This window comes from Anabaena sp. PCC 7108 (assembly GCF_000332135.1).
Lineage (GTDB): Bacteria > Cyanobacteriota > Cyanobacteriia > Cyanobacteriales > Nostocaceae > Anabaena.
This window is the reverse complement of the sequence record NZ_KB235896.1, coordinates 1,946,567-1,971,690: the sequence shown is the minus strand read 5'-3', so window position 1 is coordinate 1,971,690 and position 25,124 is coordinate 1,946,567. Positions and strand designations below refer to the sequence as shown.

Here is a 25,124-nt window from a genome sequence, read left to right as displayed (position 1 = left end):
CTAACAGCAAAAATTTTTCTGCCTGGAATTAGAACAGAAATGTTGTAAAATTAAGTAAACAACTGTTAAGCATTTGCTTAACAGAGTTGTCATAAATCAAGAATTAAAGAGCAAAGAGTAGTGTCAGTCGAAACCATTGAGAAGCGTTCCACATCCCGCAAGCTCGCGCCTCGGTATCGCGTTTTGCTCCATAACGACGACTATAACCCTATGGAGTATGTAGTTCAGGTGTTAATGACCACTGTACCGAGCATTACTCAGCCCCAAGCTGTTAGTATTATGATGGAAGCCCATCAAAACGGGTTAGCCTTAGTAATTACCTGCGCTTTAGAACACGCTGAGTTTTATTGTGAAACACTGAAAAGTCATGGTTTGAGTAGCACCATTGAACCTGACGAATAGTTATTAGTCAGAGGAGCATCCCCAATGTGTAAATTAACCCGCACTTCGTGCCGCTTCGCTATAACAGAATAGAATGCTGAAGATATACAGACCAAGTACGCTTAGGCTAATTTGCAAATAGTCCGGTAGGATTTGTTTATATAACAGCGATTTCTCATCGCTCTGTATTTTTTGGCAAAATTGGGATGCTCCCTCAATCATTAGTCACTAGAAAAAAATATATATATAGTTGACTAATGATGATTGACTTATTGATGATGAAAATCCAACTCGCCCAACGTCCTTTCCTTGTTAGGTTGGGCTGTTTTATATTGGTTTTGTTATTATTATGGCTACCCGTAGCTATACCGATTTATCAACTAGTTACTGATAGTAACCTAGAAAGTATCTTGACATTAGTACTACTTTATGCAGAGTTTATTTTTCTACTCAAGCTTTGGAGTAAGCGAATTTATCAGCGATCGCAAGCATTAAGCTATTATGGAATAGAATTTACACGCTTAAATGGCGTATATGCATTGCGTGGGTTAGCTATTGGACTACTTAGTGTTTTAGTTTTATTTAGTTTACAGGGTTTGCTAGGTTGGTTAGTATGGCAACAGCCAAAAGTTTCTCTGCTAAAAATAGTTTTAGAAGGGTTGTTAGTCAGTTTAGGTGTTGGTTTTGCGGAAGAATTGTTATTTCGGGGCTGGTTACTAGATGAGTTACAGCGAGATTATAAACCAGCCATAGCTATGTGGATAGATTCTACTTTATTTGCTATTGCCCATTTTATTAAACCTTTAGAGGCAATTATTCATACATTACCACAATTCCCCGCTTTAGTATTGCTAGGTTTAACGCAGGTATGGGGGAAAGATTCTTGTAAAGGACGTTTGGGTTTACCAATTGGTTTACATGGTGGTTTAGTTTGGGGTTATTACATTATTAATGTGGGAGAATTAACGAAATATTCGGGAGTAGTTCCTGACTGGGTAACAGGTGTAAATAATAATCCTTTACAGGGAATAATGGGAGTGCTATTTATGAGTGGGTTGGCTTGGTGGATGAGGAGTAAAGCATTAAAAGTGTATGATTAAATACCTAGTTATTTTACTGCTATTAATATGTTCTTTTTCTTTAGCATCTCCTGCTTGGGCTAGTGTCTGTCGTAATTATGATGGACAGGAAATTTGCATTTTGAGTATCAAACGCAGTGCTAAAAAATATTGGGAATATAGGGCTGCTGTAAGTGTCGATGGTGTCAAAACACCTGTAGAAATTTACAATTGTCGTGCTAAATTTAAGGTTAATAAAGATGGGAGTTTATCTCAATTTACACCAAATAGTCCTGGTGAAATGATTTGTAGTTTTTTTAAGAAGTAATTATCATGTCTAGCCCTAGCTTTTCTACCACGGTAATCTTTGAGAAGATTATAGTTAGCATTGAGGAAGATAGAAATTCGTAAAAGAATTACTCTTGAAAAACAAGTAAGGGTTTAGCATTTCTAAACCCCTACATCTATTTATAAATTCTTGATTTTATCAGGACTTACGCAACTGGCACATTGGTAGGGTGCGTCAGACTGTATAAATCTAGTAAATAAACCGCGTCTATTTTGAAACCCATAGTTTTTTTAATCGGGTTTTATTCTCAAATTCTATACTCTTCCCTGTTCCCTGTTCCCTTTTAAAAAACTACAGTTCTCAACTTGGACTAGGTTTAAACAGATTTTTGATATCTGACGCACCCTACAATAGATTTTTGGTGTGACACTTGCGTAAGTCATATTTATTTAATTTTCTATGGCATCATTTTAGTCTTGCTACATCACTAGGGTGCGTTACATTCACAACGCCGGTTTATTTATTCTCAGATGTAAATATACGCCAAATAATCAATACTGTTATCCCTAAATAAGCGAATACAGTTAACCATTCTTGCCAACGACTTGATAGATCATTCATAAGCAAAAATCAGCATTAATAAACCACCTCCAGGATTGTACCCACCACACAAGCCCGATCTAAATTGACTCCTTGCAAATTTGCAACTTCTAACTCTGCACAAAGTAAATTCGCCCCGGTTAAATTCGCCCCAGCTAAGTTTGCACCCCGCAAGTCGGCTTCTTCCAGGTTAGCTTGACTTAATAACGCCCCTTGTAAATCAGCCCGACTCAAATCTGCACCTTTGAGATTTGCCCCTGTTAGGTTTACACCACGCAAGTCAGCGCCTCGCAAATCAACGCCTTGCAAGTTGACACTCATCAAATTAGCACCACTTAAAAAAGCACCTGCTAAAGATGCGTCGCTAAGTGTAGCACCCATTAAGTTAGCACCACGCAAGTTGCTACCTCGCAAGTCAGCACTAGTTAAGTCTGCTTGCATTAAGTTCGCTCCCATGAGATTAGCCCGCAAGTCTGTTTCCTGGAGATTAGCGCCCATTAAATTTGCACCTTCTAAATGCCCACCTTCCAGTTTAGAACCAGCAAAGTTAGTCCCCACCAAGATAGCACCAGCTAAATTGATGCGGCTTAAATCTATTTGGGATAGTTCCTCATCTTCTAAGTCTGCCCCTGGGAGTTGTTTGATTTTTCCTAATCTAATAGCTTCAATATTCATTTTGAGTAACTATCAATCTCCTGACTACTTTTGCTGTGACTGTCCCATCTAGAATCAAGTAACCACATACTACTACTTACCTTGGGTGTCATTAGGGGTAAGTCTAGTCCCTGTTGTAAGCCCATGACTAACAAAGTTAGGGTATCTACAAGTTTAGGGTCAAAACGGGTAGATTGTTCTTTTCGACAATGATCTAATGCTTGAGCAAATATATCTTGTCCACTTTGTTTTGAATATTGTTGTTGACAAACTCGCCATTGAAAATCTGCTGCTAAGGCTAAAATTCTTGATTCTAGGGGAATTTCATCTCCAGCTAAACCTGCGGGTTCTCCTGTACCATTCCACCACTCGCTTTGATGACTGATAATTTGGGCAATAGCCCGCAGTCGTGGCATTGTTCGCAATACTTGCGCCCCTGGGATTAAGGGACAGGTTAAAGGACAGCTGGGGGCTTCTTCTTGGTAATTTGTAGATGCGCCGGGAGTCAAGACACTTTCGGCTCTTTGCAGTGGATCTATGCGGTGTAATAAAGCAGCAAGACGCAATCTCTTGATTTGCCATGCGGGTAAATCCAACAATTGCCCCATTGTTTCACAAATTGCGACGACTTCTGCCGAAGCCATAGGATTGTTGATATCTGCTAAATCCATTAATTGCGCCATTCGCAAAAATGCTTGGATTTCGTTAGAAATCAAGTTGCGATCTAGGGCGGGAACAATGGCATTCTCTTGCTCATTTTGCAGGTAATCAACGACGCGAGAGACGACTATACCTAAGTCTTTTGGTGAAATAAGTGCAGACTGAATTGCTTGTTTATGGTTGTTGAGTTTATTGGCTAATTCTGGATTATATTTTTCGATGTGAGCGATCACTAATTCTGCTGTTTCTCTCACTAACTCTGGTTCAAATGTCCATAAACCATAAAATTTACGTTCTAAATCTGATTTCGGTAATCCACCAATACCATAATCATCCTCTGATAATTCTTGACAAATTACCATCGCTGTGTATTTAGGTGATAAAATAATTAAGTGCCACTCCTGTTCTACAGGATCACCCGCTTCTATAGCCACTAAATCAACATTAGGTAACTGACTAGTGGAATGTTCTGCAAAGCCAGCGTCAGCAGATGCCATAATGGCAATTCCACGGCTACGTTTAGCAATATCTGCATATCGGTTCGCTTCTTGCAAATACCATTTACCCATTTGGAAGGCCGTGATTACTAAAGGCTCTCCGTCTTCAGTTAATATATGGTCTTCTAAAGCGTGACATAGAGCTACTAATGTATTTTTGTAGTACACCCCAAAGCGAATTGGTCTAGTGCTATGACGGTGGGCTGTTTCTAGTTGTTGGAGAATTGAACCTTCTAACATGGGAAGTTGGGGAGATAGGGAGTTGGGGCGGTGAGGAGACAAATCAAGTAACAAAGAGACGTGGAGAGGGGAAGATGGGGGGATTATGATCTGCTTGGGAACTCAGACCTTTGGACGCGCAGATAAGGACATATTTTGCTCCGCTTCTCTGTGCAGTAACGCCTCCACATCATCTTGTTAAAAACTTCTGCCTCCCTGTTTCCCATGCTCTATTGTTTATGATACGCCTGCTAATTGTTTATTTTGGTTTTCTATTGGCGCAGAAAGTGCTGTTTCTAACTCAGCACAACCCAATATTTCTTCTAGGATATTCATCACTTCGCGTCCGAAGTCGTTGGGGTTGCGTCGCCATGCTTGTAAACAGACTTCCCCAAAGAATGAACCTAATGGTTCAGGATTCCACAGAAGTTTTTTAGCTGTCCAGGGCATCAAACTCATTGGATCATACCCTGGTTTGAGGATACCTTCTTTAAAGGCATATTCTTCTAAGTGGGTATGGGGTTGCAGTCCAATAAAGAAAATGGCAGGTTCTACTTTATCAGCACCGAAAATCCTTTCTAATTCCCGATGATAAGCGATCGTTTGACGAATGGTTTCGTGACGTTCGTCAATGACGTTAAATGAGTAATTGACGGAAACTAAATCATTAAAACCAGCGGCTTTTAAATCCCGACAGTTTTGCAAGACATTTCTCAGGTTGTAACCCATTCGCATTTTGCGTACAAGTTCTTGAGAACCGCTGGTAATGCCGATTTCAAAGTAGTTCATCCCGGTTTTTGCCATCAAATCACACAACTCTGGTGTCAGGTTGTCGGCTCTGATGTATGCTGCCCAGTTTATATCGCTCATGCCAGAATCGACAATCTTTTGTAATAGTTCTATAGCATCGTTGATATATCTCCGTGCGGGGATAAATTGAGCATCGGTAAACCAGAAGTTACGTACACCGCGATTATATAATTGGCGAATTTCTGCTACCACTTCATCAGCGGGATTAATTCTGACTTGCTTACCTTCAACTACAGTATAAACGCAATAACAGCAGTTGTGAGGACAACCACGCTTAGTTTGTACACCAATGTAGAAATCTTGATCTTGCAAGTAATAATTAAATTCTGGCCAGATGGTTTCTATATAGTCGTAGTTACAAGCTGTTTTTTCTAAGGGTGTAGGTTGTTCGTGGATAAGTCGTTCTCGTGGTTGATTTTCTCCGACCACATAACAACGTTCCTCTCTAAACTCTTGTCCACCCAGGAATTTTGTCAGCAAGGTTTCTCCTTCACCGACAGAAATAACTGTTCCTGCGGGTAGGCTTTTTCCCAATTGTTCATAAAATACGCTAACAGCACCACCACCCACCACTGCACGGGCTTGGGTATGATATCTCTGGGCGCGTTTTAAACCGCGTTTAATCAGTCCCAAATTCCGCCATAGTTCTACATAATAGGCGATAAAGATTCTTAAACCGCCTAATGCACCCCGTAATTTGATCAACGGGTTTTTTGCATAGTAAAATTCAAATGCGTTTTGTAACGGATTTCCGCCCCGTCCGCCTACAGGTGCATATATTTGAATGTCACGCCAAGAAAAAACAAGTAATGTGGGTTTAAATTCATCAATACAGGCATCTAGGGCAGTACCATAATCTAAAGGTGGAACAGTTCCTAAATCAAAAATCCGCTGTTGAATAGAGGGAAACTGCTTGTGAACGTGATCACTCAGGTAAACAACCCCAATGGGAAAGATGGGGTTACAGGGAAGGCGAACATAGAGGATTCGATTTTCCATCATAGTTGTTTCAACTGCCATCTTGCTAATTTTTAGGGGATTTTTTGGGCTTAATATTAATTTACCAATATTTATTTTTATTTTGCTAATTGAATTTTTTGATCTAACTGTAATTTTACTTAGTGTAAGGTAAATAAAAAATTCTCTCTCAATTGGCAGTTACTTTGTGGTGATGTGAAATACGACAAATTCAGAGAAAAAATCATGTAAATTCTCGTAAATTAGCTAGACATCATTGTTGTTGTTTTTTTACAATGCGGCTAATGTCCCCATGCTTAGGTATTCAAGTTTTTTCTGGACTTTGAAGCACCTTTTTTGTGACTGACGTTATTTGCAAACCTTAAAAAAGGACAATGTAATGAAATTATCTCGAATTTTGCCTTTGGTGGTTGGTGGTGCTGTGACTGGTATTGTGGTTAGTTCTGCATCTCCAGCAAATGCGTTGATTTTTAATTTCAATGGTGTGGACTACGATGTGACGACAGTGACTGGTAGCTACACAACTTTTCAGTCGCAGATACAAAACTCACCGTGGTGGGGAAGTGCTAATAACGACACTAATTTCATAAATTTCCTAACAAACGTGGTGGGAAATTCATTCGGTTATCCGATTCCTCTTGGTACATTAGGTATATCGGGAACGTTGGATCATGCCCCTGCCTTCGCTACCTCGTTTAACGGTGTGTCAGTTTCTGGTAGTGCCTTAGCAGCTGACGGCTTCATTGATGATTTTAATTTTAGTCCAAATCAATCGGTGGTGTATGCGGTTGGGACTGCATCAGTCACCGTCCCCTTTGACACTCCCGGAGGTGCAACCATCGCCACAGTCGGTTCTCTATTTGCTCTAGGATTGATGAGAAAAGCTAAAAAGCGTTTAGCAGCGAAGAAACTTGTTGTTAATCCTGTGGAGACTGTGGTTTAATATTTGTCTGATAGCGAAGCGTGGCGCAAGCCATATCAGGATTTCCAGGATTTAAGGATTTTCAGGATGGTTTGTTAGGGTGCGTTGGATATTTGAGAGTTTGACGCACTCTATTTTGTCTGATAGCGAAGCGTGGCGCAAGCCATATCAGGATTTCCAGGATTTAAGGATTTTCAGGATTTTATTTTGTCAGAATCAGGATTTACAGGATTTGAGGATTTTCAGGATGATTTATTAAGGTGCGTTAGATATTTAAAATTTGTTTATTTATTTATAGTATTTCTGTATGCTGATTCAGACAAAAATTGCTAACTCCTAAAATCCTGATACCCACAAGAAACCCATCCTGTTAATCCTTTAATCCTCAAAATCCTGATTCTCACAAAAGCACAAAAAGAGAGTATGGGGGTTGACATAAGATTTTAGATTTGTTATGATTGAATTGACAAGGAAGAACCATTTTAAAATAAATATGAATAATAATTTAGGTAGGGGTTTAGCATTGCTAAACCCCTAAATTAGTTTGATCCAAAGAGTATAAAATCTGATGACGCGCTTTATACATGATCAACTTGCCAACACAATATCTAACAGAACTATTAACACCTGACGGAGTTTGTAAAGATTAGATATCGTCAGGAAATTTCTATAAAAAAGACATAACTTTAGATAGAAATAATGCAGAAAATGCTAGTTGGTAGTCGGAGTTACAGCAAATGGGGATCGGACGATGTTAGTTTTGCTTATGTAATGTAGAATTGTGGCGTAAAAGCTCCTCAGCAGTTATGGCTCAAATATTAGATCCTCTACCACCGGAGCAATCGGGAAAGTTTCTCTGCTGCTATGTCAATGCCACGAGTAAAATGCAGGTGGCTCGCATCTCCAATATTCCTAATTGGTACTTTGAAAGAGTAGTGTTTCCTGGACAAAGACTAGTTTTTGAAGCTCCAATAGAAGCACAGATGGAGATTCATACAGGAATGATGGCCAGTGCAATTTTATCGGATACAATCCCGTGCGATCGCCTAGCCCTCACTGAATCTACTGATGATGAGTGTAATCAAAACTCCTCAACAGAAATAAACCCAATCCATACTACTTCGATGGATTCTTCCATAAATACAAAACTTGGAGATACGACAAAACCCTTACAAATCCTAGGATTAGCATCCGTTGATTAAAAAAATTTTTCTCAATTTTAAGGTTGCTGAATTCAGCAGCCTTTTTTGTACCTTTTTTGTATATGGAAATTGATTCAGCGTTACTGAATTTCAAATAATATACCCATTCTTGTCAATGCTGTCCGTCGAAAAAATAAGCAATAACTCTTAATACTGGAGAGGCTTTGACTCCCACTTCCCTAACCCTAACCGCTACAGGGGAGGGAAAAGGAACAACTTCAGGACTTACGCAACTGGCACATTGGTAGGGTGCGTCAGACTGCATAAATGTAGTAAATAAACAGATTTTTGATATCTGACGCACCCTACAATAGATTCTTGGTGTGACACGCAGCTTTAGTCCTAATCTTTTATTATTGAAGTGGACTGGGGAGTTAAGTCTATACTATATTTTTTAACGCCCACCCACTTAATATTGGTAAAAAATATAGACAAATATCTTTGACTTTGAAAGTTTTACCTTGACTGGGGAAACTACGATCCCCTTTATGTGCGGATAAAGTACTCTACAGTAGCAAGCAACAAGGGTTCAATCAACCGGTCATGTTTTTCTGATCGGAAGAATGTGTAAATAATTGGTTATTAACACATTATTAATGTAAGATATCATACATCAATGAACTACTCTTGGCAATAACCCTCTTCTTGCAGAGTAGAGTGAAACCTTTATTTTTCCTAGACTGTAATCTTGAAAATTCGTTGATTTATTCGATCTTTAATGAAAGGGGGACAAAAGAATATTGAAATCAAGCATCTTTTTTATTACTTAGCCCTTGAAATATGAATGATACCGCTGTCAGATGGTTTGTCAAACCATTTGCTAATCTGCCGCTACGAACTTTGTTGATTGTGCCGTTTGTTCTGCAAACTGTGGGGATAGTAACACTGGTGGGCTATTTTTCTTACCGTAGCGGACAGGAAGCTGTAGAGAACTTAGCGGATCAATTGATGACAGAGGTAGATGATCGCATCGAGCAACATTTAGATAATTATTTGGGGAAAGCCCAGGAAATAAACCGCATAAATGTAGATGCTTTTGAGTCAGGAATCTTAGACTTAAACAATTTTAGCACCTTAGGAAAATATTTTTATCGTCAGGTGCAATCTTTAAATTTTGCATATATTAACTTTGGTAGTCAAAAGGGAGGATTTATTGGTGCGGGTTATGGGCTGGATAATAAGTTAGGAATTGGAGAAATTCCCATATCTGACCTTAGCGAAATTCGCTCCTATTCAGTAGATAATCAGGGTAATCGGCTCAAATTAAAACGTACAATTAAAAACCCACAAACGAATAATGCTGCTTGGTACTTAGATGCAGTTAAGGCTGGTAAGCCAATCTGGAGTTCGATTTACACTTGGGGAGATTTACCTGATCGCATCAGTATTTCCGCCAGTACTCCAGTCTATGACGGGCAGGAAAATTTGTTAGGTGTACTCGGTATTGATTTGGAACTCTCACAAATCAGTCGATTTCTGAAAACACTGAATTCGCGTAGATCAGGTCACATCTCCATCGTAGAGAGATCAGGGCTAATAGTTGCTAGTTCCGAGGATGAATCCCCAGCCCCCATAGTTAATGGTAAAGCGACGAGACTCCAAGCCTTGAATAGTCGTGAACCTGTAATCCGCGAAGTGACCCAGCATTTAATGCAACGGTTTGGGAGTTTGAAAGCTATTTCTAAACCCCACACTCTCCGCCCTGATTTAGAGCAAAAATGCTTTATAAGAATTACGCCCTACCGCGATGATTACGGCTTAAATTGGCTGGTAGTGACGGTGATTCCTGAATCAGAGTTTATGGCAGAAATTCATGCTAATGCCCACAGAACCCTTCTGTTTTGTTGTTTAGCGCTGGTAATTGCCATTGGCACAGGTAGCCTCACTGCATACTGGATAGCTAAACCGATTTTGCGGTTGAGTCAAGCTAGTCAAGCTATGGCCAAAGGAGAGTGGCAAGAATCTTTATCTGAAGATATTGCCATAGCAGAACTGAAGGTTTTCGCAACATCCTTTAACCAAATGTCTGTTCAAATCAAAAAAGCCTTTCAGGAATCGGAAACCAAATTTTTGACTATTTTTAATACTACTCCTGACCCCGTTTGGATTTCTACATTAGAGGAAGGAAGGTGTTTAAATGTTAATGAAAGTTTTTGTAATTTTTGGGGAGATACCGCCGAAAACATCATCGGAAAAACCTGTACAGAATTGGGAATGTGGGAAAATCTAGAGGATTTCCACCACTTCAGACAGACGCTAGTTAATGAAAGTATTATCCTGAATTTTCAAGTAAGGATGTATACTTACTCCAGGCAAATTCAAACTGTTCTCATCTCTGCTAGAGTTCAATCTTTGGATGGACAGGATTGCATTATTGGCGTGATGAAAGATATTACCGATCTCTACAATGAGCTTAGATTACGTAAACAAGCTGAACATACCTTATTAGAAAGCGAACACAGATTTAGAAGCTTGTTTGAAAATTCCCCCGTTGCTTATCAATCCCTCGATGAACAGGGATGTTTTATTGATGTCAATTCACAATTGTGTGACTTATTGGGATACACCAAATCCGAGTTAATTGGTAGGAGTTTTGGAGAGTTGTGGACACTGAAGACACAACCCTATTTCATAGAGGCATTTGAACATCTCAAATGCAATAAAAAGGTCAGTGCAGAATTGTATTTAACAAAAAAGGATGGTGGTGAGATAGTCGTTCTCCTCGAAGGTCGCATTCAACAGGAATTAGAAGGTCAATTTGTGAAGACACATTGCGTTTTATACGATATCACTGAACGCAAGTACATGGAGGACGCATTACAGTATAGCCAAAATTTACTCCAAACACTAGCGTCTAATATCCCCGGAACAATGTACACCCTTGTGCAGCATTCAGATAAATCTTTTACTTTTGAGTACGTCAGCTTGGGTTGTCGATATCTTTTAGAATTAGAACCAGAAGAAATTTTAGCAAATTCTAGTCTTTATTTTCAACAAATTCATCCCGATGACAGGGCTGGATATAATCAGGCTGTTGCCTTTAGTGCCAAAAAACTAGAACCATTTTTTTACGAGTGGCGTATTATCACTCCTGCGGACAAACTGAAGTGGGTACAAGCAAATTCTCGCCCTGAATTGCAACAGAATGGTGATGTTGTTTGGCGTGGAGTTTTGCTTGATATTAGTAAGCGTAAACAAGCTGAAGAAGCTTTGCAAAAAAGTGAAGCCATGTTGTTAGAAGCCCAGCATCTTGCCCATATTGGTAACTGGAAGTATGACGTAATTACAGGTAAAATTACTTGGTCTAATGAGCTATTTCACATTGTCGGACGTGACCCGATATTGGGTGAACCTACTTACGAAGAAAATCTACAGCTTTATCATCCTGAAGATGCCAAACTACTAAATCAGGCAGTTAAAAGGGCTCTCTTTACAGGTGAATCCTATCAATTGGAACTGAGAATTATCAATGCAGATGGCTCTTTTCGGTATACCGAAGGTAGAGGTAGGGCTGAACTCAATGCTGAGGGAAAAGTGATTCGGCTGTTTGGTACAAGCCAAGATATTACTGAGCGCAAACAAATAGAAGATAAACTGCTAGAAAGTCAGCATTTTATTCAAAAAATTACAGAACTAACGCCAAACTTACTTTATATTTACGACCACATCGAGCAGCGTAATGTTTACGTGAATAGTTATGTTGCTGAAATATTAGGATATTCTGCCGCAGAAATTCAGGAAATGGGAGCTAATTTGTTTCCTATTATTTGTCATCCCGATGATTTACATTTAGTCTATGAGGCTATGCAACAGCTTGATAGTTTGCAAAATCGTGATTTTGTAGAAGTAGAGTATCGCGTTAGAAATACTCAAGGAAAATGGTGTTGGCTTTATAGTCGAGATATGGTGTTTGCTAGAACCGCAGATGGTAGTTTAAGACAGACTTTAGGTACATCTCAAGATATCACCGCTCGCAAAGAAGCAGAGTTAGAACTCAGGAAAAGTCGAGATTTCAAGGAAGCTATCTATAACGCCTCTCCCGATGCTATTTTTCTCGTTGATGTTCCCAATCCCTTAATTCTTGATTGCAATAGTCGCGCTGTGGAAATGTTTGAAGTTGCCAGCAAAGAAGAACTAATTGGCATTGAAGGGCAAACTTTACAAAAACGGCAATTTACTGATGATGAAATCGCAATAATTGTGGATGATATAGCTAATTTAGGCTGTTGGAGTCAAGAAATAGAATATGTAACTAAAAAAGGTAAGAATTTCTGGGGCAATCTGGCAGTAAAACGCATTGACATAGCTGGTAAAACTATTGATTTGGTAAGAGTTACAGATATCAGCAACCGTAAGCAAGCAGAATTAGCTTTACTAAACAGCGAAAAAAGGTTTAAGGAGATTTCGGAATCTTGCCCAGGAGTAATTTATATTACGGTCATGCGGTTGGACAGCTCTTGGTATTATGAATATATAAGTCATGAATTTGAGGATATTCATGAACTGACTGTTGAGCAGGTACTTGAAAATCCTCACCTCTGCTTTGAGCAGTTTCATCCTGATGATTGCATTGCTTATCAGCAAGCAGTCGCTCACAGTGTGAAAACTATGTCTCCCTTTAACTATGAGTGGCGTATTATCACACCTTCAGGAAAAATCAAGTGGATAAAAGCCAGGTCTAGACCAGAACGGCGAGAAAATGGAGAGATTGCATTTTACGGCGTTGTGCTAGATGTGAGCGAACGCAAACAAATCGAAGAAAACCTGAAACAAGCCCAACATGACCTCAGACTAGCAAATCAGGAACTGGAACAACTGGTAAATACTGACGGGTTAACACAAATTGCCAATCGGCGCTGTTTTGACAATCGCTTACAGCAAGAATGGCAGCGACTATACCGAGAACAGCAACCTCTATCTTTATTGTTGTTCGATGTGGATTATTTTAAACGCTATAACGACTCCTACGGTCATCAACTCGGAGATGAGTGTCTGATCAAAATTGCTCAGTCCGCAAAACAAGTGGTGTGTCGCTCAATGGATTTGGTGGCTCGCTACGGTGGGGAAGAATTTGTGGTTATCTTACCTAAGACCAATATTGAAGGAGCTTTGGCGATCGCTCAACGGATTCATGTGGCAATTACAGATATGGCAATTCCTCACCAAGCTTCTAAAGTCAGCGATATAGTAACTGTTAGCCTCGGTATCGCTGCCCAAATACCTACTGCTGAAGTATCAGCATCAACTTTAGTTGAGCAAGCAGATCAGGCACTTTACCGCGCCAAACAACAGGGACGCAATCAATCTGTAATCTTCTCTTTCTGGGAGTAAGATTAATGGTTGAGCAACCAAGAGTTTTTTAAGTTGTAAATTTTAAGTTTTAATTTGTACTATGCATCTACCTTCTTTTCTCTGGTTGTGGAAAATCGCCGCATGGTCTATGGGGTTGTCGTTGCTGGCATATTTATTTTTAGCAATTACTGGTATTTGGATGTTGAGGGTGAGAACTACCGGAGAACCACCTTTGGGAGTTTCACTACCCTGGAATTATGGTCAAGTGCGTTACCTAAGGTCAGCCCTGCGATCGCTCCACTATATAATCGGTATCACTATGGTCAGCTTAGTCCTACTACTTCTAGCCGTTGGTATTGTTGGCACTTTAGGACATTTTGGTTCATTGGGACACTCATCACACTTAATGGCTGGATTAATAGTGGTAACACTAGTATTAGGATCGGCTTTTAGTGCAACTCAAATTGGTTCTAGAAAACCTTGGGCTAGACCTTTACACATTGGTTTAAATATCCTTCTATTCTCCGGGTTTACTTGGGTGTCCCTCACTGGTTGGACTGTCGTACAAAAGTATTTACCTTGAACAAGTAACAGGAAAAAGAGTGTCATAGTTAAAATAATAAGAAGAGCTTTTGACTAAAATTAACTGCGATTTAGCCGTGACAACAACCTCAACTTCTATTTTCCGTTTGTCTCCCTTGATTAGAATCACCCTGTTGAGTCTATATCTAGCACTCACAGTTCCTTTACCTTTTTTAGCCCAAGCAACAGATGCACCTACACCACCAGAATTATTGTGGCTAGGCATCATGATCGGTTTTGTGGGACTTTATGCGGTATTAACTGAAAGAGTGATAGTAGATGACCAGGGAATTCAAGTGACTTACCCTATTTGGGTTCCGCGCTTCTTTCGCAAAGGTTGGTCTCTACCTTGGTTAGATATCAAAAGCTTAAAACCCCGGACAACTGGACAAGGAGGTATAGTTTATTATTTCCTCAGCCAAGACGGAAAAGCTTATTTACTACCAATGCGTGTAGCTGGATTTGCTCGTTTGGTGAACATTGTCCAAACTAAAACAGGTATTGACACTACAGATGTTCGTCCTTTAGCACAACCCTGGATGTATTTAATTTTATTTGCTTTGACCCTGCTGCTGTTACTAATAGATGCTTGGACTATTAATACAGCAATTCTTGGTAATTGGTAATTGGTGATTGGTGATTGGTGATTGGTGATTGGTGATTGGTGATTGGTAATTGGTAATTGGTGATTGGTGATTGGTGATTGGTGATTGGTGATTGGTGATTGGTGATTGGTGATTGGTGATTGGTAATTGGGAATAGGCAAGAGTGAGAAAGTTATTCTCCTCATCACCCTATCTTTGTATCATCTTCGATAAAATAGCTGTGAACTTAATTAAGTACCTGAGCAAAATTAATTGAATATTTTCGGAACAAATAAAAATCCCTATAGTGCTTATCTGTTCCCTGTTCCCTGTTCCCTGTTCCCTGTTCCCTGTTCCCTGTTCCCTGTTCCCTGTTCCCTGTTCCCTGTTCCCTGTTCCCTGTTCCCTGTTCCCTGTTTCCTGTTCCCTGTTCCCTCTCCTAAATGTACAATTTATTTTGCACGACTACTGATGAACTTATATTTATTCCGTCATGGTATTGCTGAAGAACATCAACCAGGGCTAAAAGATGAAGAACGTCAACTTACTAAAGAAGGAAGACAAAAAACAGAGAAAGTAGCCCAAAAATTAGTAAAACTAGATTTACACTTTCATTTAATCCTTAGCAGTCCCCTAGTTCGCGCTCACCAAACAGCAGAAATACTCATTGAGGCTGGACTCAGTTCTCAGCTAGAAATATCTGACCATCTCACCCCAGGAAGTAACATCAAAAATTGGCTAACAGACTGGTTAGAACCCAGGAATTTTGATGATATAACCCAGTTGATTCTAGTAGGACATGAACCTTGTTTGAGCAATTGGGCAGAAAATCTGCTTTGGGGAGAAGCCAAAGGCAGTCTCGTCCTCAAAAAAGCAGGTATGATTGGGATAAAACTACCAGAAACTGGATCTCCTCTGGGTTATAGTCAAATGTTCTTGTTGACACCACCCAAGTACCTGCTATGACAGTTTTGCGACCTTTCTTATAGAATAGTTCGTAGTTCCGACAACTGTGATGGTGAAAATCATTTCTGGTAAGTTAGCGTGATTAGATATTTCACAAAGCAAATGGTGTTGCCATGACGGTGTGCGAATACAAGCCTGGTTTAGAAGGCATTCCCGCAGCCCAATCGAGTATTAGTCATGTAGATGGGCAAAAGGGAATACTAGAATATCGTGGCATTCGGATTGAGGAATTAGCAGAAAACAGTACGTTCCTAGAAACTGCTTATCTGTTAATTTGGGGTGAATTGCCAAACAAGGAAGAATTGGAAGCGTTTGAGCATGAAATTCGCTACCACAGACGCATAAAATATCGCATTCGGGACATGATGAAATGCTTTCCCGAAAGTGGACACCCAATGGATGCTCTGCAAGCCTCTGCGGCTGCATTGGGTTTATTTTACTCGCGCCGTGACTTACATAATCCGGTCTACATTCGGGATGCAGTGGTACGGTTAATGGCAACTATTCCCACGATGGTAGCGGCATTCCAGTTGATGCGACAAGGTAATGACCCTGTAAAGCCACGGGATGATTTGGACTACTCTGGCAACTTCTTGTATATGCTGAACGAGAAGGAACCAGATCCTTTAGCAGCGAAAATTTTTGACATCTGCTTGATACTTCATGTTGAGCATACAATGAATGCTTCTACCTTTAGTGCCAGGGTGACAGCTTCTACACTGACTGACCCCTACGCGGTAGTTGCTAGTGCAGTGGGAACCTTGGGCGGACCGTTGCATGGTGGTGCTAACGAAGAAGTAATTCAGATGTTGGAAGAAATTGGTTCTGTCGATAATGTTCGCCCCTATGTAGATGATCTTCTACAACGTAAAGCGAAGATTATGGGCTTTGGGCATCGTGTCTACAAGGTAAAAGATCCCAGAGCCACAATTTTACAAAGTTTGGCCGAACAGCTATTCGAGAAGTTTGGCTACGACAAGTACTATGAAATTGCCCAAGAAATGGAAAGGGTAGTTGCCGAAAAATTAAGTGGCAAAGGGATTTATCCCAATGTTGACTTTTATTCAGGTTTGGTGTACAGAAAAATGGGAATTCCCACAGACTTGTTTACACCAGTTTTTGCGATCGCTCGTGTGGCTGGTTGGTTAGCCCATTGGAAAGAACAACTCGCAGAAAACCGAATTTTCCGTCCTACCCAAGTTTACAACGGTCGTCACGAAATTCCTTACCTTCCCATCGACCAACGTTAACTAAGTAACCAATTTTAGATTTTAGACTTTGGATTCATGCCTATAGATGGACAGATTCATAACTGTCATCTGTAATCGAGAATCTGAACTTAGTATTGTCATCACACCTGACAGTACTGGAACATGATATTATCTCTGGCTGAATGCTTATCATTAGAACTCAAACAGGGACGCGGAGAGTTTTTTGATCAGCAATTAGCCAGACATGACATCATACAATTTAGACAGACTCAAAAACCGTTACTCATCTGGAAGCGGCCAATTTGTATTGTCTGTAACATGGGGTATTGGTGTTGGTGGTAGTCTGCCGTATGACTCCTACGTCGTCACGCAAGCTCTAGGCAGATGATGACAGGGAATAAATAGGCAGGGGGCAGGGGGCAGGGTGCAGGGGGTAATTATTTCTCCCCATCTGGAGCGTCCCCATCTCCGAGTATTAGCCAATCTCAATCCCAACCATAAGTAGAAGTTGTCATCTTGGTTCAGGAGCCTCAAACCATCCAAGGATATACTAAACATGGGAATTAGCAACAAATCTACAATCAGACATCATCTCGAAGGATAAAAGATGAAGGCTGAAGAATAGAGTATGAAGATGGAAAAATCTGATTTCAGACTTTGCTTCGCAAAACTAACGCGAACAGACTTCAGTTGACGTAAAGAGTAGTAAACATGAATGCAGGAATTGACCTCCAAGGAACTTTTATACAATCCGTCAAGGATTTAGGAATACCACCAGGGGCAGCCAAAGCGATTTGGATGCCATTACCAATGATCCTGATGCTGATTGGTGCAACGGTGGGAGTACTAGTTGCCACCTGGCTAGAGCGAAAAATCTCTGCTGCTGCACAGCAACGGATTGGACCAGAATACCAAGGGCCTTTTGGGTTACTAGTACCTGTAGCGGATGGTCTGAAGCTAATCTTTAAAGAAGATATAGTCCCAGCCCAAGCAGACCGCTGGCTGTTTACCCTAGGACCCGTGATTGTCGTAATTCCGGTATTTTTGTCATTTCTAATTGTTCCCTTTGGGGAAAATATCGTCATTACCAACGTGGGAATGGGGGTTTTCTTGTGGATTGCTTTATCCAGTATTCAGCCCATTGGGTTATTGATGGCTGGTTATGCCTCTAATAATAAATACGCCCTTTTAGGGGGTTTGCGGGCAGCAGCACAGTCAATTAGTTATGAAATTCCCTTGGCACTGAGTGTACTAGCGATCGCTATGATGTCTAACAGCCTCAGCACTGTTGATATCGTGAATCAGCAATCTAATTTTGGTATTTTGGGCTGGAATATTTGGCGACAACCACTTGGTTTCATCATTTTTTGGATAGCAGCCCTAGCTGAATGCGAACGCTTACCCTTTGACTTACCCGAAGCGGAAGAAGAACTAGTTGCAGGATATCAGACTGAATATTCCGGCATGAAATTTGGTCTATTCTACCTAGGCTCTTACATTAACTTAATACTTTCCTCCCTCCTCGTAGCAATTTTGTATCTAGGCGGTTGGCATTTTCCCATTCCTGTCAGCCTCATAGGTAGTGTGCTGGGAGTTAGTGAAACAAACCCTGTACTCCAGGTGGTGACTGCTTCTTTAGGTATCACCATGACCGTACTTAAAGCCTATTTGCTTGTGTTTCTTGCCATCCTTATCCGCTGGACAGTCCCACGGGTACGGATTGACCAACTGTTAGATTTAGGCTGGAAGTTCTTGTTGCCAGTCGGTTTGGTTAATCTTCTATTAACCGCCGCACTGAAATTAGCTTTTCCCGTCGCCTTTGGCGGCTAAAGCAATTTTAGATTTTAGATTTTGGTGAAGCAGCGCGGTCTTGGGGAGCCACTGCCTTGGAAGGGTTTCCCCCATGAGTGATTGCTGTAAAGCCCGGCGGGCATAGCTGCGCCTACCACGAAGCGTGCTGGAGGCATTACCCGAAGGGATTGAATCTGAAATCTAAAATCTAAAATCCAAAATCCAAAATCGAAAAGAGAGGAGACTCAAAAAATGCTCAAGTTCCTGAAACAAGTTGGTGACTACGCCAAAGAAGCAGTACAGTCTGCTCGTTACATTGGTCAGGGGCTATCTGTTACCTTTGACCACATGCAGCGCCGTCCTGTTACCGTACAGTATCCTTACGAAAAATTGATTCCTGGTGAACGGTTTCGCGGCAGAATTCACTACGAATTTGACAAATGCATTGCCTGTGAAGTGTGTGTTCGTGTTTGTCCCATTAACCTACCTGTAGTCGATTGGGAATTTGACAAAGCCACCAAGAAGAAAAAGCTCAATCACTACAGCATTGACTTTGGAGTTTGTATCTTCTGCGGTAATTGTGTGGAATACTGCCCAACTAACTGTTTATCCATGACAGAAGAATATGAACTTGCTGCCTATGATCGCCACGAATTAAACTATGACAGCGTAGCATTAGGACGACTACCTTACAAAGTTACAGACGATCCAATGGTGACTGCACTACGCGAATTAGTTTACTTACCTAAAGGCGTTATGGAACCCCACGGTGTACCTGCTGATGCCCCTCGTGTTGGTTCTCGTCCAGAAGACTTAGTCGAAAATGGTAATGGTTAATGGGTAATAGGTAATGGGTAATGAGTAATATGGCAGTCAGTAATCAGCTTTTTAAAACTCTGGCTGAATAGCACAGTATGATACAAGCCATTCAGAATATGAGCATTTAAAGTTGTTCTCATGAGTCTGGCAACTGCTATAAATATTTTTTTCAATTACCAATTACCTTTTTCCCAATTACTAATTACTAGTAAGCATTTATCAAACACTAAAAGGATCTAAAAAAGTGAATCTAGCGGAAGGAGTACAGGTCGTTTCATTTGGCATACTAGCTGTGATGATGATTGGGGCAGCACTAGGTGTAGTACTGTTTTCTAACATTGTCTATTCTGCCTTTTTGCTGGGAGGTGTATTCATTAGTATGTCAGGACTGTATCTGTTGCTAAATGGTGATTTTGTAGCAGCAGCACAAATTCTGATTTATGTTGGTGCAATTAACGTGTTGATTCTGTTTGCCATTATGTTGGTTAACAAGCGGCAAGACTTTTCACCGTTGCCAAGTGCTGGGCTAAGAAAAGTAGTCACAGGTGTGGTGAGTATAGGACTATTTATCCTGTTGAGTACGATGGTCTTGGCAACTCCTTGGGCTTATACCACTTCTCCTGTGGCTAGTGAAAGTTCTATAGTTTTGATTGGTGAACATTTCTTCACTGACTTTTTGCTGCCCTTTGAGTTAGCCTCTGTTTTGTTGCTAATGGCAATGGTAGGAGCAATTATTTTGGCACGTCGGGAATATTTACCAGATGAATTAGATTCTTCTCAAATACAACAATCTATCTTAACTTTGCCAGAACGACCCAGGGAACTGGTATCAACTAATAGCAGTTCTGGAACTGAGGAATAGGGACTGGGGAGATGGGGAGACGCGGAGATTGGGAGACGCGGAGATTGGGAGACGCGGAGATTGGGAGACGCGGAGATTGGGAGACGCGGAGATTGGGGGACGCGGAGATTGGGAGACGCGGTGACGCGGAGAAAGTTAAGAATAACTTAATCACCAATTACCAATTACCAATTACCAATTACCAATCACCAATCACCAATCACTAATCACTAATTACCAATCACCAATCACCAATTACCAATCACCAATTACCAATCACTAATTACCAATTACCAATTACCAATCACCAATCATGCAACTTCAGTACTTTTTATTACTAGCAGCGGCTTTGTTTTGTATTGGCATTTATGGTTTAATTACCAGCCGCAACGCGGTGCGAGTGCTAATGTCAATTGAGTTGTTACTGAATGCTGTTAATCTGAATTTAATGGCATTTTCCAACTTCCTCGACTCAACATTAATTAAGGGTCAGGTTTTCACTGTTTTTGTGATTACCGTGGCAGCTGCTGAAGCGGCGGTTGGTTTAGCGATTGTGCTGGCTATTTATCGCAATCGTGATACCGTCGATATGGAGCAGTTCAATCTCCTGAAGTGGTAATAATGCGTGCAACTCAAGCAGGTAATCATTGCTTATAAAGCGCGAGATGCCCAGAGTAAACGCTGGGCAGAACTCTGTGCTAAACAACTAGAAGATCGTCAGTGCCAAGTGTTGGTAGGGCCAAGCGGACCAAAGGATAACCCTTATCCTGTCTTCTTAGCTTCTGCCAGTCAACCAATTGATTTAGCTTTGGTACTTGGCGGTGATGGTACTGTTCTCACCAGTGCTAGACATTTAGCCCCAGCTGGTATCCCTATTCTGGGTGTGAATGTGGGTGGTCATTTGGGGTTTTTAACTGAATCAGTCGATGAGTTTCAAGAACCAGAAAAAGTTTGGGATCGGCTGTTTGAAGATCGCTATGCTATTCAGCGGCGGATGATGTTACAAGCAGCGGTTTATGAGGGTCATCGGACGAATTTAGAACCAGTAACTGAACATTACCTGGCTTTGAATGAGTTCTGTGTTAAACCTGCTTCTGCTGACCGCATGATTACCTCTATTCTAGAAATGGAAATAGATGGTGAGGTGGTTGATCAATATGTAGGAGATGGGTTAATTGTTTCTACTCCAACTGGTTCCACTGGTTACACTGTTTCTGCTAGTGGACCAATCATGCATGATGGGATGGAGGCAATTACTATCACACCTATTTGTCCAATGAGTCTTTCTAGTCGTCCTCTGATTTTACCTCCTGGTTCTGTGGTCAGTATTTGGCCTTTAGGGGACTACGATTTAAGTACAAAATTGTGGATGGATGGGGTGTTGTCTACTTCAATTTGGCCGGGACATCGTGTTGATGTGCGAATGGCTGATTGTCGGGCTAAGTTTATTGTTTTGCGGGAAAACAATTCATATTATCAAACTCTGCGAGAAAAGTTACTTTGGGCAGGTACAAGGGTTCGCTACAGCAATAATCATCGCAATTGATTTTTGAAATATACGTAGGGTGGGCATTGTCCACCTTACTAGACTTAAAATTTTATGGCTACGCCACGCAAGCTATCAGATATCATTTATCATTCCTATATTTTTCCAGGATTTTTAGAGACTTTTAAGTCTGTCAATAGCTATACCAAAAATTCTCTATAAAACCACAAACTTCTTTTAGCCCTCACATATATTCGAGGGCTTTTTAATTATGAGGTAATTTAAATTATAAATTAGATAAATTAGATAAATTGGTATCTTATTGCCAGATTTTTTTAGTATTAATCTTCATAATAAAAGAACTCTATCTTTAATCTTGATTCATGTTATGAAGTTCATACATATTATTTATTGCCTAGTAGATCAGTTTTAGTATGATATTTCACAAATACAACTAGGAAACCAGATAGAAATGTATTATCAGCACAGCAATTACTCACTGCATCTTCCTGATTTTCCAGTTTTGCAAAATGAAAAATATATCCTACGACTGGCCGTGACTGAGGAGGAATTAGAATCTATTTTCCGATTGCGATTTGAGGTTTTTAATCGAGAATTAGGCTTGGGATTCTCTGGTTCTAATACAGCCCAAATGGATAAAGATAAGTTCGATGAGGTTTGCCATCATTTAATACTCATTGCTAAAGAAACTGGTAAAACAATTGGCACTTATCGAATGCAAACCTATACAATGGCTGGTAAAGGCTTAGGTTTTGATGCTGCTGACATATTTAATCTTCATGGAATTCCTAATTTTGTGCTTCAGGCATCTGTAGAAGTTGGACGTGCTTGCATAGCTAAAGAATATCGCAATAGTCATACACTCTTGTTGCTTTGGGAAGGATTAGCTAACTATCTGCTTGGGAGTAAAAATCAATATTTTTTTGGCTGTGCATCTTTGTTAACACAATGCCATAGCCAAGCTGCTTGTGCATATAATTATTTTCAGAATCATGATTGGATGCATCCAAATATTTTGGTTCATCCTAATTTAGAATTTTCTATAGAAATGCCTGAACAATATGCAGATTCATATAATGTAGAAATTCCTAATATTTTGCAAGCATATTTGAGTATTGGATCAAAAATATGCAGTCTCCCTGCTATTGATAGAAATTTTAAAACTATTGATTTTTTGATTATATGTAATATTGCTGATTTTGCTAGATGTTTTTACTCAAATTTGCCATCAAGCCCAAACCCCTGGAAGTCGAATCTATCTGAGTCTACCTGCTCAGACTAGGAAAAAGTAAGGGTTTGCTTCCCCTGATTTACAATTACCTGATACTGTGTAATTTTAATTATTATTACTTAGATAAGACTGTGCTAGGGCGATTATGGGTAATTACAGACTTACGCTTGTTACTTTTTCAGCTTTATAATAAGCTAACTTAGAACTATTAGGTGTTGAGCAAACACATCTAATAGTTCTTATTTGGCGTTAATAGTATCATCCTTTGCTGAAATAATCAATATTATCATGACGCACATCTTACTGATTGAAGATGAAGTCAAATTGGCTCGGTTTATAGAATCAGAACTGAATTATGAAGGCTATCAAGTTAGTATCGCTTACGATGGATTAACGGCGCTCATGGCAACCCAGAAATTTCATCCAGATTTAGTTATTTTAGATTGGATGCTACCTGGTGCATCGGGGTTGGAAATTTGTCGTTGCTTGCGAAATACTGATGCTCATGTGCCGATAATTTTGTTAACTCCTGAAGAAGACGTGAACAATCGCAATCCTGGTTTAGATGCTGGTGCTAACGATTATGTACAAAAACCATTAAGTATAGAGGAGTTATTAGTTAGAGTTCGCACGCACTTGCGATATAAACAACAAGATGGAACCACTGATGTCTTAAAATTTGAAGAGTTGATTTTAAATCGACGCACCAGGATAGTCTATAGAGGCCAGCGTTTAGTTAAGTTAACTACCCAAGAATTTGATTTACTAGAATATTTACTTATGCATCCACGACAAATAATTACTTGCGATCGCATTTTAGAAGAAGTTTGGGCTTATAACTTTATCGGTGATGCCAATATTATTGAAGTTTGCATTGGTTACTTACGTCTAAAACTCGAAGCCAATAACGAAAGACGTATCGTGCAAACTGTAAGTGGTGTCGGTTATGTGTTGGACAAATGAATTAATGGCTTCTCAGTAAAAACTTATTTAGTACGCGGTTATATATTAATACAACAATTAGTATATATAAAGTTAACTCTCAAAAACAACAATGACTTATTTAGAAACCGCCGCCCAATTTTACAGCGAAGTTGCTCAAATACCAGAAGTGGGACTGTGTTGTGTTCAAAGTACATCCATGCAATTACCAGGGCTAAAAATTCCTGTAGCAATGCAGGAAATGAATTACGGTTGTGGAACTACGGTTCATCCCACTGAATTAGTAAATCAACCTTCAGTCCTCTATGTTGGTGTTGGTGGTGGTTTAGAAGCATTGCAATTTGCTTATTTTTCCCGTCGTCCTGGTGCTATTATTGCTGTGGAACCAGTGGCAGCAATGCGTGCAGCAGCTACACGTAATTTAGAAATTGCTGCTCAAGAAAACCCTTGGTTTGATACTAGTTTCGTCCAAATTATTCCAGGAGATGCTTTTCATTTACCAGTTGCTGATGTTGCTGTTGATGTAGTAGCACAAAATTGCCTATTTAACATTTTTGAACCAGCCGATTTAAGTCTGGCTTTAAAAGAAGCATATCGGGTATTAAAACCAGGGGGAAGATTACAAATGAGTGACCCTATTGCTACTTCTCCAATTCCTGAACATCTACAACAAGATGAACGGTTACGAGCTATGTGTTTATCAGGCGCACTCACATATGAAGAATATACTCAATTAATCATCAAAGCTGGTTTTGGACAAATTGAAATTCGCGCCCGTCGCCCTTATCGGCTGCTAGATACTCAAACTTATCAACTAGAAAAAAATCTACTTTTAGAAAGTCTAGATTCTGTTGCTTTTAAAGTAGATATTCCTGAAGATGGAGCTTGTATTTTCACTGGCAAAACTGCAATTTATTCAGGTATAGAAGCTTTTTTTGATGATGGAGTAGGTCATCTTCTTCAGCGTGGTATTCCCGCCGCTGTTTGTGATAAAACGGCTCACAAATTAGGCTCTTTAAAGCCAGCAGAAATCATGATTACTGACTCTACATGGCACTATAATGGTGGTGGTTGCTGTTGATTAAAAA

Annotated in this window: 23 protein-coding genes; 20 read left to right on the top strand and 3 right to left on the bottom strand. The window is 40.1% G+C overall.

Annotated elements, in window-relative coordinates; all coding sequences use genetic code 11:
- Window positions 1-120 precede the first annotated feature (120 nt).
- The 3 genes from clpS (at window position 121) to ANA7108_RS0109740 (ending at window position 1,767) form a co-directional block, all read left to right on the top strand.
- The gene (gene clpS / locus ANA7108_RS0109750; RefSeq protein ID WP_026104086.1) at window positions 121-402 is read left to right on the top strand and encodes an ATP-dependent Clp protease adapter ClpS; all 282 of its coding nucleotides are present in this window, start codon (window positions 121-123) and stop codon (window positions 400-402) included.
- A gap of 239 nt (window positions 403-641) precedes the next feature.
- On the top strand, window positions 642-1,481 hold the full coding sequence (locus ANA7108_RS0109745) for a type II CAAX endopeptidase family protein (protein ID WP_016950598.1): 840 nt from the start codon (window positions 642-644) through the stop codon (window positions 1,479-1,481).
- Entirely contained in the window at window positions 1,474-1,767 is a 294-nt protein-coding gene (locus tag ANA7108_RS0109740; RefSeq protein ID WP_016950597.1) for a hypothetical protein, read from the top strand. The genes ANA7108_RS0109745 and ANA7108_RS0109740 overlap by 8 nt, the downstream gene beginning before the upstream one ends.
- Before the next feature lie 597 nt (window positions 1,768-2,364).
- On the opposite strand, the gene ANA7108_RS0109735 is transcribed toward ANA7108_RS0109740, so the two are convergent.
- From ANA7108_RS0109735 to ANA7108_RS0109725, 3 genes are all read right to left on the bottom strand, one after another.
- The gene (locus ANA7108_RS0109735; RefSeq protein WP_016950596.1) at window positions 2,365-3,003 is read right to left on the bottom strand and encodes a pentapeptide repeat-containing protein; all 639 of its coding nucleotides are present in this window, start codon (window positions 3,001-3,003) and stop codon (window positions 2,365-2,367) included.
- On the bottom strand, window positions 3,000-4,379 hold the full coding sequence (locus ANA7108_RS0109730) for a DICT sensory domain-containing protein (protein WP_026104085.1): 1,380 nt from the start codon (window positions 4,377-4,379) through the stop codon (window positions 3,000-3,002). Before ANA7108_RS0109730 ends, ANA7108_RS0109735 begins: the two co-directional genes overlap by 4 nt.
- A gap of 216 nt (window positions 4,380-4,595) precedes the next feature.
- Entirely contained in the window at window positions 4,596-6,188 is a 1,593-nt protein-coding gene (locus tag ANA7108_RS0109725; RefSeq protein ID WP_016950594.1) for a photosystem II high light acclimation radical SAM protein, read from the bottom strand.
- 337 nt (window positions 6,189-6,525) lie between these two features.
- Between ANA7108_RS0109725 and ANA7108_RS0109720 the strand changes: the two genes are divergently transcribed.
- The 17 genes from ANA7108_RS0109720 (at window position 6,526) to arsM (ending at window position 25,117) form a co-directional block, all read left to right on the top strand.
- On the top strand, window positions 6,526-7,089 hold the full coding sequence (locus ANA7108_RS0109720; protein WP_016950593.1) for a hypothetical protein: 564 nt from the start codon (window positions 6,526-6,528) through the stop codon (window positions 7,087-7,089).
- Between the two features lie 785 nt (window positions 7,090-7,874).
- Complete coding sequence (locus ANA7108_RS0109715) at window positions 7,875-8,270, top strand: DUF1830 domain-containing protein (RefSeq protein WP_016950592.1); 396 nt, start codon at window positions 7,875-7,877, stop codon at window positions 8,268-8,270.
- Window positions 8,271-9,050: 780 nt separating this feature from the next.
- Entirely contained in the window at window positions 9,051-13,601 is a 4,551-nt protein-coding gene (locus ANA7108_RS28155; RefSeq protein ID WP_016950591.1) for a PAS domain S-box protein, read from the top strand.
- 61 nt (window positions 13,602-13,662) lie between these two features.
- Window positions 13,663-14,145: a DUF4079 domain-containing protein gene (locus ANA7108_RS0109705; protein WP_026104084.1), complete on the top strand. Its 483-nt coding sequence runs from the start codon at window positions 13,663-13,665 to the stop codon at window positions 14,143-14,145.
- A 49-nt stretch (window positions 14,146-14,194) separates the two neighbouring features.
- Entirely contained in the window at window positions 14,195-14,770 is a 576-nt protein-coding gene (locus tag ANA7108_RS0109700) for a hypothetical protein (RefSeq protein WP_016950589.1), read from the top strand.
- A gap of 429 nt (window positions 14,771-15,199) precedes the next feature.
- A complete protein-coding gene (sixA, locus tag ANA7108_RS0109695) occupies window positions 15,200-15,694 on the top strand; it encodes a phosphohistidine phosphatase SixA (RefSeq protein WP_016950588.1) in 495 nt (164 codons plus the stop codon).
- A gap of 113 nt (window positions 15,695-15,807) precedes the next feature.
- Window positions 15,808-16,944 (top strand): citrate synthase, encoded by a 1,137-nt coding sequence (locus ANA7108_RS0109690; RefSeq protein ID WP_016950587.1) that lies wholly within the window; start codon window positions 15,808-15,810, stop codon window positions 16,942-16,944.
- Window positions 16,945-17,149: 205 nt separating this feature from the next.
- Window positions 17,150-17,293 carry a hypothetical protein gene (locus ANA7108_RS30155; protein WP_158318357.1) on the top strand — a complete coding sequence of 48 codons (144 nt, stop codon included), beginning with the start codon at window positions 17,150-17,152 and terminating at the stop codon, window positions 17,291-17,293.
- A gap of 323 nt (window positions 17,294-17,616) precedes the next feature.
- Window positions 17,617-18,735 (top strand): NADH-quinone oxidoreductase subunit NuoH, encoded by a 1,119-nt coding sequence (gene nuoH / locus ANA7108_RS0109685; protein WP_016950586.1) that lies wholly within the window; start codon window positions 17,617-17,619, stop codon window positions 18,733-18,735.
- Window positions 18,736-18,948: 213 nt separating this feature from the next.
- Complete coding sequence (gene ndhI / locus ANA7108_RS0109680; protein WP_016950585.1) at window positions 18,949-19,533, top strand: NAD(P)H-quinone oxidoreductase subunit I; 585 nt, start codon at window positions 18,949-18,951, stop codon at window positions 19,531-19,533.
- Window positions 19,534-19,759: 226 nt separating this feature from the next.
- Entirely contained in the window at window positions 19,760-20,377 is a 618-nt protein-coding gene (locus ANA7108_RS0109675) for an NADH-quinone oxidoreductase subunit J (protein WP_026104082.1), read from the top strand.
- 11 nt (window positions 20,378-20,388) lie between these two features.
- Window positions 20,389-20,583 carry a hypothetical protein gene (locus tag ANA7108_RS28735; protein ID WP_016950583.1) on the top strand — a complete coding sequence of 65 codons (195 nt, stop codon included), beginning with the start codon at window positions 20,389-20,391 and terminating at the stop codon, window positions 20,581-20,583.
- A gap of 86 nt (window positions 20,584-20,669) precedes the next feature.
- Window positions 20,670-20,975: an NADH-quinone oxidoreductase subunit NuoK gene (nuoK, locus tag ANA7108_RS0109665; protein WP_006199065.1), complete on the top strand. Its 306-nt coding sequence runs from the start codon at window positions 20,670-20,672 to the stop codon at window positions 20,973-20,975.
- Window positions 20,976-20,981: 6 nt separating this feature from the next.
- Complete coding sequence (locus ANA7108_RS0109660) at window positions 20,982-21,902, top strand: NAD(+) kinase (protein ID WP_016950582.1); 921 nt, start codon at window positions 20,982-20,984, stop codon at window positions 21,900-21,902.
- Between the two features lie 412 nt (window positions 21,903-22,314).
- Window positions 22,315-23,145, top strand: coding sequence for a GNAT family N-acetyltransferase (locus ANA7108_RS0109655; protein ID WP_016950581.1), 831 nt, complete (start codon window positions 22,315-22,317; stop codon window positions 23,143-23,145).
- 237 nt (window positions 23,146-23,382) lie between these two features.
- On the top strand, window positions 23,383-24,057 hold the full coding sequence (locus tag ANA7108_RS0109650; protein ID WP_016950580.1) for a response regulator transcription factor: 675 nt from the start codon (window positions 23,383-23,385) through the stop codon (window positions 24,055-24,057).
- Between the two features lie 91 nt (window positions 24,058-24,148).
- The gene (gene arsM, locus ANA7108_RS0109645; protein ID WP_016950579.1) at window positions 24,149-25,117 is read left to right on the top strand and encodes an arsenosugar biosynthesis arsenite methyltransferase ArsM; all 969 of its coding nucleotides are present in this window, start codon (window positions 24,149-24,151) and stop codon (window positions 25,115-25,117) included.
- The last annotated feature ends 7 nt before the right edge of the window (window positions 25,118-25,124 follow it).